The sequence below is a fragment of the Methylobacterium sp. B1 genome, assembly GCF_000333255.1.
Taxonomy (GTDB): domain Bacteria; phylum Pseudomonadota; class Alphaproteobacteria; order Rhizobiales; family Beijerinckiaceae; genus Methylobacterium; species Methylobacterium fujisawaense.
In genome coordinates this window covers 1-14,109 of sequence record NZ_BACT01000849.1, presented here as the reverse complement: position 1 = coordinate 14,109, position 14,109 = coordinate 1, and the positions used below count along the sequence as shown (strand labels likewise).

The 14,109-nt window shown below is 69.9% G+C and carries 13 protein-coding genes and 2 pseudogenes; 11 read left to right on the top strand and 4 right to left on the bottom strand.

Features of this window, described 5'->3' with window-relative positions:
- The first annotated feature begins 361 nt into the window (after positions 1-361).
- The 4 genes from nagZ (at position 362) to tatC (ending at position 3,259) form a co-directional block, all read left to right on the top strand.
- A complete protein-coding gene (nagZ, locus tag I53_RS24550) occupies positions 362-1,366 on the top strand; it encodes a beta-N-acetylhexosaminidase (RefSeq protein WP_043355644.1) in 1,005 nt (334 codons plus the stop codon).
- Between the two features lie 156 nt (positions 1,367-1,522).
- Positions 1,523-1,795, top strand: coding sequence for a twin-arginine translocase TatA/TatE family subunit (locus I53_RS24545; protein WP_043355642.1), 273 nt, complete (start codon positions 1,523-1,525; stop codon positions 1,793-1,795).
- Positions 1,796-1,898: 103 nt separating this feature from the next.
- Positions 1,899-2,462, top strand: coding sequence for a Sec-independent protein translocase protein TatB (gene tatB / locus I53_RS24540; RefSeq protein WP_043355641.1), 564 nt, complete (start codon positions 1,899-1,901; stop codon positions 2,460-2,462).
- Entirely contained in the window at positions 2,459-3,259 is an 801-nt protein-coding gene (gene tatC / locus I53_RS24535; protein WP_043355639.1) for a twin-arginine translocase subunit TatC, read from the top strand. The genes tatB and tatC overlap by 4 nt, the downstream gene beginning before the upstream one ends.
- A 15-nt stretch (positions 3,260-3,274) precedes the next feature.
- Here the strand turns inward: tatC and I53_RS24530 are convergent, their stop codons facing one another.
- Together I53_RS24530 and tyrS are read right to left on the bottom strand one after the other, a co-directional pair.
- Positions 3,275-3,958, bottom strand: coding sequence for a response regulator (locus I53_RS24530; RefSeq protein WP_043355638.1), 684 nt, complete (start codon positions 3,956-3,958; stop codon positions 3,275-3,277).
- Positions 3,959-3,998: 40 nt separating this feature from the next.
- Complete coding sequence (gene tyrS / locus I53_RS24525; protein WP_043355636.1) at positions 3,999-5,270, bottom strand: tyrosine--tRNA ligase; 1,272 nt, start codon at positions 5,268-5,270, stop codon at positions 3,999-4,001.
- A gap of 123 nt (positions 5,271-5,393) precedes the next feature.
- On the opposite strand from tyrS, the pseudogene I53_RS24520 reads away from it, so the two are divergent.
- The 4 genes and pseudogenes from I53_RS24520 (at position 5,394) to ribB (ending at position 9,563) form a co-directional block, all read left to right on the top strand.
- A pseudogene (locus tag I53_RS24520) lies at positions 5,394-6,526 on the top strand (anhydro-N-acetylmuramic acid kinase).
- Entirely contained in the window at positions 6,523-7,140 is a 618-nt protein-coding gene (locus tag I53_RS24515; RefSeq protein ID WP_043355635.1) for a DUF3578 domain-containing protein, read from the top strand. The pseudogene I53_RS24520 and the gene I53_RS24515 overlap by 4 nt, the downstream one beginning before the upstream one ends.
- A 212-nt stretch (positions 7,141-7,352) precedes the next feature.
- The gene (aroC, locus tag I53_RS24510) at positions 7,353-8,453 is read left to right on the top strand and encodes a chorismate synthase (RefSeq protein WP_043355633.1); all 1,101 of its coding nucleotides are present in this window, start codon (positions 7,353-7,355) and stop codon (positions 8,451-8,453) included.
- Positions 8,454-8,485: 32 nt separating this feature from the next.
- Positions 8,486-9,563: pseudogene (gene ribB, locus I53_RS24505) on the top strand (3,4-dihydroxy-2-butanone-4-phosphate synthase).
- Between the two features lie 6 nt (positions 9,564-9,569).
- On the opposite strand, the gene I53_RS24500 reads toward ribB, so the two are convergent.
- Together I53_RS24500 and I53_RS24495 are read right to left on the bottom strand one after the other, a co-directional pair.
- A complete protein-coding gene (locus tag I53_RS24500; protein ID WP_043355632.1) occupies positions 9,570-10,187 on the bottom strand; it encodes a LysE family translocator in 618 nt (205 codons plus the stop codon).
- 150 nt (positions 10,188-10,337) lie between these two features.
- Positions 10,338-11,267, bottom strand: coding sequence for a histone deacetylase family protein (locus I53_RS24495; protein ID WP_043355631.1), 930 nt, complete (start codon positions 11,265-11,267; stop codon positions 10,338-10,340).
- A gap of 192 nt (positions 11,268-11,459) precedes the next feature.
- Between I53_RS24495 and I53_RS24490 the strand changes: the two genes are divergently transcribed.
- The 3 genes from I53_RS24490 to I53_RS24480 form a co-directional block, all read left to right on the top strand.
- A complete protein-coding gene (locus tag I53_RS24490) occupies positions 11,460-12,038 on the top strand; it encodes a L,D-transpeptidase (RefSeq protein ID WP_043355629.1) in 579 nt (192 codons plus the stop codon).
- 162 nt (positions 12,039-12,200) lie between these two features.
- Positions 12,201-12,641, top strand: a complete 441-nt coding sequence (locus I53_RS24485; RefSeq protein ID WP_043355628.1) for a hypothetical protein — start codon at positions 12,201-12,203, stop codon at positions 12,639-12,641.
- Between the two features lie 100 nt (positions 12,642-12,741).
- The coding region (locus I53_RS24480; protein ID WP_043355626.1) for an acetyl-CoA carboxylase biotin carboxylase subunit at positions 12,742-14,109 on the top strand (1,368 nt) is incomplete at its 3' end.

The following is a 14,109-nucleotide window of genomic DNA, read 5'->3' as shown; positions in this document are numbered from 1 at the left end:
CCGCGTCGGACCCCTGGAGAAGGCCCAGGCCGCGAGCCTGTGCAGCGCCCTGCAGGGCGAGGGCGGCCAGTGCTTCGTGGCCAAGAACTGAGGTTCTGACGGAAAGCCGCGGTCGGGGCAGCGCTCCCGCCCGCGGTGATCCGCTCGGGCGCCCCGCCGACCGAGGCTCGCCGACCGAGTCTTGCCGACCGAGTCTTGCAGGCCACACCGGCGGCGGCATCGCTCCGGCCTCCGCCCGGAGCCGCGGTTTGGTCTTGCCGGCTCCCCGTTCCCGCCCGACTCTGTCGCCATCGAGCCGAACCGCCCGGCGATCCCGCCGCCGTCTTCGCGCCGCCACCGAGCAGTTTCCGAGCCGTTCCTGATGACCTCCCGCGCCCTGATCCTCGGTTGCACCGGCTCGTCGCTCTCGGCGGAGGAGCGGTCCTTCTTCCGGGACGTGAAGCCCTGGGGCTTCATCCTGTTCAAGCGCAACATCGGAACCCCGGACGAGGTCCGCGCCCTCACCGGCGCGCTGCGGGACTGCGTCGGATCCGATCGCGCGCCGATCCTGATCGATCAGGAGGGGGGCCGGGTCCAGCGCATGGGTCCGCCCCACTGGCCGGCCTACCCGGCCGGCGGCCGCTACGGACGCCTGAACGGCAGCGCCGCGGCCGTCGCCCGCCTCGGCGCGCGCCTGATGGCGCACGACCTCGCGGAAGTCGGCATCAACGTCGACTGCGCCCCCGTCCTCGACGTGCCGGCGCCGGGCTCGCACGACATCATCGGCGACCGGGCCTACGGGACCAGCCCGGACAGGGTGGCCGAGATCGGCCGCGCGGTCGCCGAGGGCCTGATGGCCGGGGGCGTCCTGCCGGTGATGAAGCACATCCCGGGGCATGGGCGCGCCACCTGTGACAGCCACCACGGCCTTCCGGTGGTGGATGCGACGCGCGCGGATCTGGCGGAGCAGGATTTCCGGACCTTCCGGGCGCTCGCCGACCTGCCGATGGCGATGAGCGCCCACGTGGTCTTCACCGCCATCGACCCCGACCGGCCGGCCACCCAGTCCGCCATCGTCATCCGCGACATCATCCGCGGCACCATCGGGTTCGACGGGCTTCTGATGACCGACGATCTCTCCATGCACGCGCTGACCGGCTCGTTCCGCGACCGGACGGAGCGCGCCTTCGCGGCGGGGATCGATATCGGGCTCCACTGCAACGGCGCCATGGACGAAATGCGCGCCGTGGCCGAAGCGGCGCCCGCGCTCACCGGAGAGGCCGCGCGCCGCGCCGCCTCCGCGCTGGCGCAGCTCGACCCCGCCGGCGACGGACTCGACGTTCCGGAAGCCCGGGAGCGCTTCGCCGCGGCCCTCGCCGCCGCCTGACCTGGGCCCCTTGCGGCCTTCCACCGCGGCCTTCCACCGGCCGTGGCATCGCCTCTGCTTGTGTTCGGGCGGCGCGATCCCTAGGTTCGCCCCGAAATCCTCAACCGGACGTGGCGTCGCGCTCCCGCTTCTTCGGGGCGCCCGCAGGAGGTTGCCATGGGCAGCATGAGTATCTGGCACTGGGTCATCGTCGCGGTCATCGTGATGCTGCTCTTCGGACGCGGCAAGGTGTCCGATCTGATGGGCGACGTCGCGAAGGGCATCAAAGCCTTCAAGAAGGGCATGGCCGAGGATGAGACCCCTCCGGTCAGCCAGGCCGCGCCGCCGCCGGCCGAACCGGTCCGCACCATCCCGCACGCCACCGAGACGAGCCCCGGCACGGCGATCCCGGCGAGCCATCTTCCCGGCGGCGAGCGCAAGCCGGTCTGACGGCGGGCGCGACTGTAGGACTGGCAGAGCGCACGCGCTCGTGTAGAGCCTGACGGGGTCCGGCCACCGCGCCGGATCTCAGGGCAGCAGGACCGTCGACGACATGCTGGACATGAGCTGGGGCGAGGTGATGCTGATCGGCGGCGTCGCCCTCATCGTCATCGGGCCGAAGGATCTGCCGAAGGCGCTGCGCACCGTCGGGCAGATCACCTCGAAGCTGCGCCGCATGGCCGGCGAATTTCAGATGCAGTTCAACGAGGCGATCCGCGAGGCGGAGCTCGACGATGTCCGGCGCGAGGTCGACGGGATCCGCAACACGGTCCGGAATGCGAGTTCGACCTTCAATCCCGTGCAGACCATCCGCGACGAGTTGAAGGGCGCCGTCGAGGGCCGGGCCAAGGTCGGCCCGGAGAAGCTCGGCCCGGAGAAGCCGCCGGTCGAGACCCGATCCCTCGCCGATGCCACGGCGCAGCTCAAGGCCGAGCAGGACGCCGCAGCACCGGCCCCGGTCTCGGGGACGCCGCCCGCCGAATCGTCCCATGATCCTGCACCGCAGATGGCGGAGGCACCCCTGCCCGTGCCCGGGTCGGTGGACGATCCGTTCGGGCCTCCGCCCGCCCCGCATCACGCCACCGAAGAGTCCCAGAACGGCACGGCCGCCCGATGATCAGCGATGCGGACGAGGCCGAGATCGAGGCGTCGCGGGCGCCCCTGCTCGAACACCTGATCGAATTGCGGGCGCGGCTGATCAAGTCGCTGATCGCATTCGTGCTGATGTTCTTCGCCTGCTTCTTCTTCTCGCGCGATATCTACAACGTTCTGGTCTACCCCTATGTCTCGATCGTGGGTGCGCAGAACGCCGAGCTGATCGCCACGCACTTCCTCGAGCAGGTGTTCACCAACATCAAGCTCAGCGTCTTCGGGGCGGCCTTCCTGGCCTTCCCGGTGATCGCCACGCAGATCTACGCCTTCGTGGCCCCGGGCCTCTACCGCAACGAGCGGAAGGCGTTCCTGCCCTACCTCGTGGCCACGCCGATCTTCTTCGTGCTCGGCGCGCTGGTGGTGTTCTTCCTGGCGATGCCGCTGCTGATCAAATTCTCGGTGTCGCTCCAGCAGGTGGGCGTGGCCGGGGAGCCGACGATCAAGCTGCTCCCGAAGGTCGACGAATACCTGTCGCTGATCATGACGCTGATCTTCGCGTTCGGGATCGCGTTCCAGCTGCCGGTAATCCTGACGCTGCTCGGTCAGATCGGGATCATCGACGCGGCCTTCCTGCGGGAGAAGAGGCGCTATGCCATCGTGCTGGTCTTCGTCGCCGCCGCGATCCTGACGCCGCCGGACGTGATCTCCCAGCTCTCCCTCGCGATCCCGATGCTGCTGCTCTACGAGGCCTCGGTGTTCTCGGTGGCGCGGGTCGAGAAGCTGCGGGCGGCGCGGCGCGCGGCGGAAGGCCTGGAGCCGTGAGGCAGCGCGCCGGGCTCAGTCCGGCGCACGCAGGCGGTAGCCCACGCCGGTCTCGGTGAGCAGGTAGCGCGGGCGCTCCGGATCGGGCTCCAGCTTCTGGCGCAGCTGCCGGATATAGACGCGCAGGTATTGCGGATCCGACGAGGCCGGCGCGTGGCGCATGAGCTGCGCGTGGGTCAGCACCTTGCCGGCATGCTGCACCAGCACGCGCAGGAACTCATATTCCCGGGGCGACAGCTTCACCGCGCGCTCGCCGACCCGGACGACGCGGCGGACGAGATCGACCGAGAGGTCGTCGACCCGGAAGACCGGCCGCTCCCCCTGCATGGCCAGGCGATGGCGCAGGGCCGTGCGGATGCGCGCCAGCAGCTCGTTCATGCCGAAAGGTTTGGTGACGTAATCGTCGGCCCCGAGATCGAGGGCCTCGACCTTGCCGCGCTCGTCGTCGCGACTCGACAGGATCACGACCGGCAGGTCGGGCCAGCGCTCGCGGATCGCCGCAAGGAGGGCATGGCCGGGCATGTCCGGCAGGCCGAGATCGAGGATCGCGAGATCCACGCCCCCGGCCTCCAGGGCGGCGAGCGCCGCGGCCCCGTCGGCGGCCTCGGCGACCGCGTAATCCTGCGTCCCGAGGCCGGTGCGGAGCAGCCGGCGGATCGGCGGCTCGTCGTCGATCACCAGGATCCGGGCAAGGCTCACGCGGGCTGTTTCCCGTCGCGGATCCAGGCGGCCGGACGGCTCATTCCGGCCGGAGCAGCACGTGCCGCTTCTTGCCGAAGGACAGCTTGATCACGCCGTCCGGGGTCAGGTCGCCCTGGCCGAGCATCGCCTTCTCATCCGTGACCGGTACATCGTTGACCCGCAGGCCGCCGCCCTTGATCTGCCGGCGCGCCTCGCTGGTGGAGGGCACGAGCTTGGCGACGTCCGGGCCGAAGGCGGTGAGCACCCCGAGCCCGGCCTCCAGGGTGGCCGACGGCACGGTCACGCTCGGCAGGTCGGCGGCCAGCGTCCCTTCCACGAAGGTCTTGCGCGCGGTCTCGGCGGCGGCCTCCGCGACCTCGCGGCCGTGCATCAGCGCGGTGGCCTCGGTGGCCAACACCGTCTTGGCCGCGTTGATCTCGGAGCCGGCGAGCGCGGCGAGACGCGCGATCTCCTCCATCGGCAGCAGGGTGAACAGCTTGAGGAAGCGGGCCACGTCCGCGTCCTCGGTGTTCCGCCAGAACTGCCAGTAATCGTACGGCTTCAGCATCTCCGGGTTGAGCCAGACGGCCCCGGCCGCGGTCTTGCCCATCTTGGCGCCCGAGGATGTCGTCAGCAGCGGGCAGGTCAGGGCGTAGAGCTGCGGCGTGCCCATGCGGCGGCCGAGATCGATGCCGTTGACGATGTTGCCCCATTGATCCGACCCGCCCATCTGCATGACGCAGCCGTAGCGACGGTTCAGCTCGACGAAGTCGTAGGACTGGAGGATCATGTAGTTGAACTCCAGGAACGACAGCTCCTGGTCGCGCTCCAGGCGCAGGCGCACGCTGTCCATCGACAGCATCCGGTTCACCGAGAAATGCCGGCCGATGTCGCGCAGCATCTCGATGTAGTTGAGCTTGGTCAGCCACTCGGCGTTGTCGACCATCACGGCGTCGCCGGCCCCTTCGCCGAAGCGGAGGAACCGATCGAAGGTCTTGCGGATCTCGGCCTTGTTGGCGTCGATCTGCTCGACGGTGAGGATCTTGCGGGTCTCGTCGCGGCCCGACGGGTCGCCGACCCGGGTGGTGCCGCCGCCCATCAGGGCGATCGGCCGCCCCCCCGTGGCCTGCAGCCAGTGCAGCATCATGATCGACAGCAGGTGCCCGACATGCAGCGAGGGCGCCGTGCAATCGTAGCCGACATAGGTGGTCAGCCGCCCTTCCAGGGCCGCGGCGTCGATGCCGGCCAGGTCCGAGGTCTGGTGGATATAGCCGCGCTCGGTCAGGATCCGCAGGAAGTCGGATTTCGGCGCGAAGCTCTCGGCGGTCATGGCTGCCATCTCGGGTCGCGCGCTGGCGCGACAGGCCGAGGCCCCGCATGCTAGCTCGCGCTGGGTTCAGGATACGGCGCGCTCTTAGCAGGGCGTTGGCCGAAAGGCACGGGGCAGGGCGGCATGGCGATGATGCGCGCGATCGGACTGATGAGCGGCACCTCGCTGGACGGCGTCGACATCGCGCTGATCGAGACCGACGGCGAGCGGGTCCACGTGGTCAAGGGCCACAACAACTTCCTGGAGCCGCTGGGTCCCACCGGCTACCGCGGCTATACCGACGACGAGAAGGCGCTCCTGCGCGCGGCCACCAAGGATGCCGAATCCGTGCTCCATCCCGGCGACCGGCCCGGGCGGCTGCCGGAGGCGGAAGCGTTCGTCACCTGGCCCATGCCGAGGCCGTGGAGCGCTTCCTGGAGGAGCACGGCCTGTCAGCGTCCGAGATCGACGTGATCGGCTTCCACGGCCAGACGGTGATCCACCGGCCGGACCAGCGCATCTCGATCCAGATCGGCGACGGGCAGGCGCTGGCGACCCGGCTCGGCATCCCGGTCGTCTCGGACCTGCGCCGGGCCGATATCGAGGCGGGCGGGCAGGGGGCGCCCCTGGTGCCGGTCTTCCACAAGGCGCTCGCCGAGGCCTCGGGCTTCGACGGGCCGTTCGGCATCCTCAACATCGGCGGCGTCGCCAACGCGACGCTGATCGACTCGAAGGGCGGCGTCATCGCCTTCGACACCGGTCCCGGCAATGCGCTGATCGACGAATGGATGCAGGAGCGCGAGGGCAAGAACCTCGACGATGGCGGTCGCACCGCGGCCCGGGGCCGTCCCGACGAGCAGCTGCTGGCCTGGCTGCTGACGCACCCGTTCTTCTTCCGCAAGCCGCCGAAGTCGCTCGACCGGAACTGGTTCTCCCACAAGCTCGCCGGCCAGCTCTCCACCGAGGACGGCGCCGCCACCCTGACGGCCTTCACGGCGCGCGCGGTGGCCCGCGCCCTCGACCACGCCCCCGAGATCCCGACCCGCTGGATCGTGGCCGGCGGCGGCGCGCGCAACGGCGAGCTGGTACGGCTCCTCAACTATCATCTGCGCGCGGAGATCACGACCGCGGACGCCATCGGCTGGTCCTCGGCCTACCTGGAGGCGCAGGCCTTCGCGTATCTGGCGGTGCGTTCGCTCAAGGGCCTGCCGATCACCTTGCCGTCGACCACCGGGGTGCGCGAGGCGATCACCGGTGGGGTCCTGACGCGGCCGTGAGTCTCGGCCACGCGCTCCGGCGGATCATCGAGGAATACCCGCTCGCCCGGCTCGACCCGCCGGCCGGCCATCCGCTGGCCTCCGTCATCCGCAAGGGCGCGCCGGAGGAGCTGCGCGCCGCACTGGCGCCGATCGACGGGCCGTTCCTGGTCAAGGGCAGTCCCGGGCGCGGAAGCCATTGGGCCGCGATCCCCTGGCTCGCCGTGTTCGACCCCGCCATCACCACCAGCGCCACGCGGGGCTACTACCTCGTCTACCTGTTCCCGGCCCATCGCGAGGCGGTGCACCTGTCGCTGGCGCAGGGAACGGTGGCGGCGATCCGGAGCCACGGTCCAGCGGCGGCCGGCGCCCATCTCCGTGCCAGCGGCGCTGCGCTCAAGGCGCGGCTCTCGGACTTCGCCGACGCGCTGCCGAACGCGACGATCGCCCTCGGCAGCGCGGGCGAATTGCCGGAGGGCTACGAGGCCGCCCACATCCTCGGCCTCACCTACGACCTTCCCGATCTCGGCGACGAGCGCCGCCTGCACCGGGATCTCGCCGTGGCGGTCGCGGCATATCGGGCGCTGAAGGCGCGGGGCGGGCTCGACCTGCCCCGTTCGGGCGGGACGGCATGAGATCGCAGGCCGCTGCGAGGGCCGTCCTGACGCAGCGACGCAATCCGGGGACGCCGCTGTTCCGCTGCCCGGGATCGCTGCGCTGCGCCCGCAGGGACGGGGATACCGAGCGAACGAACGCATCCGCCAAGCCCTCTACCCAGCCCTCCGCCCGGCCCCTTGCAGGCACCGCGTTTGTGCCCCCGGCGCTCCCGCGCTAAGGCAACGGCGCCATGTCGCACAACACCTTCGGCCACCTGTTCCGCGTCACGACCTTCGGCGAGAGCCACGGGATCGCACTCGGCTGCGTCGTCGACGGCTGCCCGCCGGGCCTGCCCCTGGAGTCCGAGGAGATCCAGGCCGAGCTGGATCGCCGGAAGCCCGGCCAGTCGCGGTTCACGACGCAGCGCCGCGAGCCCGATCAGGTGAAGATCCTGTCCGGCGTGTTCGCGGACGACCGCACCGGCGGCCGCCAGCTCACCACCGGCACGCCGATCGCGCTGATGATCGAGAACACGGACCAGCGCTCCAAGGACTATTCGGAGATCCGCGACAGCTACCGCCCCGGCCATGCCGACTACACCTACGACGTGAAGTACGGCATTCGCGACTATCGCGGCGGCGGCCGGTCCTCGGCGCGCGAGACCGCCGCGCGGGTCGCGGCCGGCGCCGTGGCGCGCAAGGTCATCCCGGGCGTGACCATCCGGGCAGCCCTGGTGCAGATGGGACCGCACGCCATCGACCGGTCCCGTTGGGACTGGGCCGCGGTCGGCGACAACCCGTTCTTCTGCCCCGATGCCGAGACGGCCGCTTTCTACGAGACCTACCTCGACGAGATCCGGAAGGACGGCTCGTCGGTCGGCGCCGTCATCGAGGTCGTGGCCGAGGGCGTGCCGCCTGGCCTCGGCGCGCCGGTCTACGGCAAGCTCGACGCCGATCTCGCCGCGGCGATGATGTCGATCAACGCCGTGAAGGGCGTCGAGATCGGCGACGGGTTCGCGTCGGCGGCCCTGCGGGGCGAAGACAATGCCGACGAGATGCGCGCCGGCAACGGCGATCGGCCGCGTTTCCTGGCGAACCATGCCGGCGGCATCCTCGGCGGCATCTCCAACGGCGAGCCGGTCGTGGTGCGCTTCGCCGTGAAGCCAACCTCCTCGATCCTGACGCCCCGCCGTTCGGTCAGCCGCGACGGCAGCGAGGTCGATCTCGTCACCAAGGGCCGGCACGATCCCTGTGTCGGCATCCGCGCCGTGCCGGTTGCGGAGGCCATGATGGCCTGCGTGCTGGCGGATCACTATCTGCGCCATCGCGGACAGGTCGGATCGCAGCCCTGATCCGGGTCCGTCCCAACGATTCGAGAATGCCCGTGCCCCACTGCTCCGTCACAGAGGCCATCGCGGCCTTCGCCCGCGGCGAGATCGTGGTCGTCACCGACGATGACGATCGCGAGAACGAGGGCGACCTCGTCGTCGCCGCCTCGCTCTGCACGCCGGAGAAGATGGCGTTCATCATCCGCAACACCTGCGGCATCGTCTGCGCGCCGATCACGCAGAGCGAGGCGCGGCGGCTGCACCTCGCTCCCATGGTGGCGTCGAACGACGCGCCGCTGGGTACGGCCTTCACCGTCACGGTCGACGTCAAGCACGGCCTGACCACGGGGATCTCGGCCGAGCAGCGCTGCAACACGGTGCGGGCGCTGGCCAACGGCAACATGGGCGCGGGCGACTTCGTGCGGCCCGGCCACGTCTTCCCGCTCATCGCCCGGGACGGCGGCGTGCTCATGCGCTCGGGCCATACCGAGGCCGCGGTCGACCTGTGCCGCCTCGCCGAGCTGCCGCCCGTCGGCGTGATCTGCGAGCTCGCCAACGACGACGGCACCGTGATGAAGGGGCCGCAGATCGAGGCCTTCGCCGAGACGCACGGCCTCAAGCAGGTCTCGGTGGCCGATCTCATCGCCTACCGGCAGGCGCGCGACCGGCTGGTGGAGCGGGTCGGCCACTTCACGGTCCGCTCGAACCACGGCGACGTGAACGCCTACGTGTTCTCGACGCCCTTTGAATCGATCCAGCAATTCGCCTTCGTGATGGGCGACATCGGCGACGGGCGGGGACGTGCTCGTGCGCCTGCACCGCTCCAACGTCGCCGCCGACGTGATCGGCGGGGGAAAGCAGATCGACGCCGTGCTGAAGCGCTTCGCGGCCGTCGGGCGAGGCGTGCTGGTCTATCTCCGGGACGGGACTGCGGGCGTGCCGGTGAAGACCGTCACCGACGAGGGCACGGAGGCCCTGCGGGCGCGGCAATGGCGCGAGATCGGGCTCGGCGCCCAGATTTTGCGCGATCTCGGCGTGGTTTCGATCCGCAACCTCGCGACCTCGTCGCGCTCCTATGTCGGCCTTTCGGGATTCGGCATCGAGCTCTTGGGCGACGAGCCCCTGGAGGGCTGACGCTCTTCAGGCGCGGCGCAGGACGGTCCAGACCGCGGCGCCGGCCATGATGGCGGCGGCACCCCGGTTCAGCCGCACGCGGACGGCGGGCCGTCGCAGGGTCTCGCGCGCCCGGGCCGCCAGCGCCGCGTAGGGCGTCATCACGGCCAGCAGGATCGCGGCCGTGATCAGGATGAGTGCGACGACATCGGCCGCCGTCACGCGCCGCAGATCGACGAGCGTGGGCAGGATCGCGAGGTAGAAGACGATCGTCTTCGGATTGCCCAGGGTGATGGTCAGGCCGGCGACGAAGCTGGTCAGCGGCCGGTCGCGGGCTTCGCCCGCGATCCGGACAGCCGTTCCGGCGGCGCGCCAGAGCCGGAACGCCAAGTAAGCGAGATAGAGCGCCGCGCCGTAGCGGATGACGGCGAAGACTGCGCCGAATGCCTCCGCAATCAGTGACAGGCCGAAGATCGCGGCGGCGAGATAGGTCAGGTCGCCCAGGATCAGACCGGCCGAAAAGGCCATCGCGGCGCCGAAGCCCGAGCTGAGGGCCCGCGCGACAAGCGCGACGACGCCGGGTCCCGGCACAGCGGCGGCAACGCCCAGGGCCAGCGCATAGGTCAGGAAGCCCGTGAGCGTCATCGGCCGAAACCCGGACGGGCTGCGCCGGTGCGGTCGACGCGCTGGCGCGCAAGCGACGGCATCCGGCTCAGCGTCAGCATGGCGGCAGTCTCTCGAAGCGCAGATTATGGCGCGCGCGGGAGCGGGTGCAATCGCGATGCAGCGCCGCCGTCAGCGCCCCATCAACGCGTCGACATGGGCGGCCACCGATTTGCCGAGCCCCTCGAGACTGTAGCCGCCCTCCAGGATCGAGACGATCCGCCCGCCGGCGCAGCGGTCCGCGACATCCATGAGCCGGCGGGTCGCCCAGCCGAAATCCTCCGCTTCCAGGCGCAGATTGGCCAACGGATCGAGCCGATGGGCGTCGAAGCCGGCGGAGATCACGATCACGTCCGGCCGGAAGGTTTCCAGGCGCGGGAGGATGCCGGTTTCGAAGGCTTCGCGAAACACCTCGCCGTCGTCGTTGGGCCGCAGCGGCACGTTGACGATCGTGTCCTTCTCGCCGCGCTCGGACGATGCCCCCGTCCCCGGGTAGAGCGGCATCTGGTGGGTAGAGCAGTAGAGCACCGCGGCGTCGTCCCAGAAGATGTCCTGGCTGCCGTTGCCGTGATGGACGTCCCAATCCACCAGGGCCACCCGCTCGGCCCCGTGCTTCTGGCGGGCGTGGCGGGCCGCGATGGCGGCATGGTTGAACAGGCAGAAGCCCATCGACCGGGTCCGCTCGGCATGGTGGCCCGGCGGGCGCATGGCCACGAAGGCGTTGCGGCACCCGCCGCCGACGACGGCATCGACGGCGTGCATTCCGCCGCCCACCGCCCGCAGCGTCGCCTCCAGGCTCCCCGCCGACAGGATCGTGTCGGAATCGATGCCGACCATGCCGTGCTCGGGCACCGCCGCCACCAGCGCGTCCACGTAGGCGCGCGGATGGGCGAGCGTCACCGCCTCGATCTCAGCCTTGGGTGCAGAGGCCCGCACGAGGCCGGCGAAGCGCTCATCCTCCAGGGCCCGCTCCACGGCGCGCATCCGGGCCGGCCGTTCCGGATGTCCCTCCGGGACCTCGTGATCGAAGCTGGCGGGATGGCTCACGTAGAGGGTGGTCACGAGGGTCGCTCCCGGATGCTCTCCTGTCGCGCACCTGCAACAGGAGCCGGCAATGTGCCACGGGCCCAACGCGCGGACTACGGCGGGGTGCCGTTGCCCCCTTATGGTTGCGCGATTCTTCCGTGGGACGGACCCGGATCATCAATCCATCGAGGCTCCGTCCACGGCCCCGAGGATCTTCGGGGCAGGACCATGCGCATCACATCGGTCATCGGCTGCGCGCTGTTGCTGGCGGGCTGCACCTTCAAGAGCGTGCCCGATCCGGCCCTTTCGGCCCGCGATGCCGAATTCATGGCCCTCGTCCCGGATGCCGAGTTCGATCCGCACTTCGCCCGCTATGAGGTCGCCGATCCGACCCGGGAATCGCCCGGCACGATCGTGGTCGAGACGAAGGAGCGGCAGCTCTACCTCGTGCTGCCGGGCGGCAAGGCGATCCGCTACGGCGTGTCGGTGGGCGACGAGGCCTATGGCTGGACCGGCACCGCCCGAATCGACCGCAAGGCGGAATGGCCGGCCTGGAATCCCCCGGCCGAGATGATCAAGCGCTGGCCGCACGTCCACGCCATGCAGGGCGGCCCGATGAATCCCCTCGGCGCCCGCGCCCTGTACCTGTCGGATCACGGCCGGGACACGCTCTACCGGATCCACGGCACCAACGAGCCCGAGAAGATCGGGCAGGCGGTCTCCTCCGGGTGCATCCGGATGCGCAACATCGACGTGGTCGACCTCTACAACCGGGTCCCCGTCGGGGCCTCGGTCATCGTCCGGTAACGCAACCGGTCAACGTCCCAATAAGCCTGCTTGCTCGGGGGGTGTTTACCTGAACTTCCGTTCAGATCTCGCCATTAACCTCTGGAAGGGAAGCGGTCCCGTAAGTTGAAGACACACAGGGACTAGCACCGGCCGCAGCAAAGGTCGGAGGAGCAGGCGATCATGACCACCATCTCCGTTCAACAGTTCTGCAACCATGCTGTTTCGACCGGCACGATCAGCGACGAGGACCTGCTGGTCCTGAAGCGCGAGGTTCTTCCGGAAGGCCTCATGAACCGCGAGGACGCCGACCTGCTGATCGCCCTCGAGCGGGCCGTGATCGGCTCCGACGCCTTCGCCGACTTCCTGGTGGCCTCGGTCGTCGACTTCGCCGTGTGGGGCTCGCGCCCGACGGGCTACATCGACCGCGACGTCGCCGCCTGGCTGGCCGCCTCGCTCAGCGGCCGCGACGGCCCGAGCGCGGTGGGCGCCCGGATCGCGATGGAAGTCGTCCGTGAGGCGCAGAGCAGCGCAGAATCGCTGGTGGCCTTCGCCCTCGAAGCCAACCGCCGCGCCCGGGACACGGTTTCGGCCCCGCGGATGACCTTTGCCCTGGCGGCGTGAGCCTCGGAGCAACGCACAGCTTCCGTCCGCGGCGCAACTGATCTATCGGGACAGTCAAGCCGGTGCGCAATCCGGCGATCTCGAAAGCAGTGCGCCAGCGATGTTCGAAAAGATCCTGATTGCCAACCGGGGCGAGATCGCCTGTCGCGTGATCAAGACCGCCCGGAGGATGGGCATCAAGACCGTAGCGGTCTACTCGGATGCCGATCGCGACGCCGTGCACGTCGCCATGGCGGACGAGGCGGTCCATATCGGCCCCGCTGCCGCATCCGAATCCTATCTCGTGATCGAGAAGATCGTCGAGGCCTGCAAGAAGACCGGCGCCCAGGCGGTCCATCCCGGCTACGGCTTCCTGTCCGAGCGCGAGGCCTTCCCGAAGGCGCTCGAAGCCGCCGGCATCGTGTTCATCGGCCCCAACCCGGGGGCCATCGCCGCCATGGGCGACAAGATCGAGTCGAAGAAGGCGGCGGCCGCCGCCGAGGTCTCGACTGTTCCGGGCTTCCTCGGCGTGATCGAATCACCCGAGCACGCCAAGACGATCGCCGACGAGATCGGCTACCCGGTGATGATCAAGGCCTCCGCGGGCGGCGGCGGTAAGGGCATGCGCATCGCCTATTCGGGCGACGAGGTGGCGGAGGGCTTCGCCCGCGCCAAGTCGGAGGCGGCCTCCTCCTTCGGCGACGACCGCGTCTTCATCGAGAAGTTCATCACCGACCCGCGCCACATCGAGATCCAGCTGATCGGCGACAAGCACGGCAACGTCGTCTATCTCGGCGAGCGCGAGTGCTCGATCCAGCGCCGTAACCAGAAGGTGATCGAGGAGGCGCCGTCGCCGCTCCTCGACAAGAAGACCCGCCGGAAGATGGGCGAGCAGGCGGTCGCGCTGGCCAAGGCGGTGAACTACGATTCGGCCGGAACGGTCGAGTTCGTCGCCGGGCAGGACAAGTCCTTCTACTTCCTAGAGATGAACACCCGTCTGCAGGTCGAGCATCCGGTCACCGAGATGATCACCGGCCTCGACCTCGTCGAGCTGATGATCCGGGTCGCGGCCGGCGAGAAGCTGCCGATCACCCAGGACGACGTGAAGCTGAACGGCTGGGCGGTCGAGAGCCGCGTCTATGCCGAGGACCCGACCCGCAACTTCCTCCCCTCGATCGGCCGGCTGACCACCTACCGTCCGCCGGAGGAGGGCCGGCAGGGCACGGCGATCGTGCGCAACGATACCGGCGTGGAGGAGGGCGGCGAGATCGCCATCCACTACGATCCGATGATCGCGAAGCTGGTCACCTGGGCGCCGACGCGCGCCGAGGCGATCGCCGCGCAGGGTGAGGCCCTCGACGCCTTCGCCATCGACGGCATCCGCCACAACATCCCGTTCCTCTCGGCGCTGATGGCCCATCCGCGCTGGCAGGAGGGGCGGCTGTCCACAGGCTTCATCGCCGAGGAATTTCCCGAAGGCTTCACGGCG

What these genes read in the sequence shown, in the direction of transcription:
- nagZ (WP_043355644.1), top strand. Translation starts at nt 362, where the DNA reads ATGACCTCCCGCGCCCTGATCCTCGGTTGCACCGGCTCGTCGCTCTCG.
- I53_RS24545 (WP_043355642.1), top strand. Translation starts at nt 1,523, where the DNA reads ATGGGCAGCATGAGTATCTGGCACTGGGTCATCGTCGCGGTCATCGTG.
- tatB (WP_043355641.1), top strand. Translation starts at nt 1,899, where the DNA reads ATGCTGGACATGAGCTGGGGCGAGGTGATGCTGATCGGCGGCGTCGCC.
- tatC (WP_043355639.1), top strand. Translation starts at nt 2,459, where the DNA reads ATGATCAGCGATGCGGACGAGGCCGAGATCGAGGCGTCGCGGGCGCCC.
- tyrS (WP_043355636.1), bottom strand. Translation starts at nt 5,270, where the DNA reads ATGACCGCCGAGAGCTTCGCGCCGAAATCCGACTTCCTGCGGATCCTG.
- aroC (WP_043355633.1), top strand. Translation starts at nt 7,353, where the DNA reads ATGTCGCACAACACCTTCGGCCACCTGTTCCGCGTCACGACCTTCGGC.
- I53_RS24500 (WP_043355632.1), bottom strand. Translation starts at nt 10,187, where the DNA reads ATGACGCTCACGGGCTTCCTGACCTATGCGCTGGCCCTGGGCGTTGCC.
- I53_RS24490 (WP_043355629.1), top strand. Translation starts at nt 11,460, where the DNA reads ATGCGCATCACATCGGTCATCGGCTGCGCGCTGTTGCTGGCGGGCTGC.
- I53_RS24485 (WP_043355628.1), top strand. Translation starts at nt 12,201, where the DNA reads ATGACCACCATCTCCGTTCAACAGTTCTGCAACCATGCTGTTTCGACC.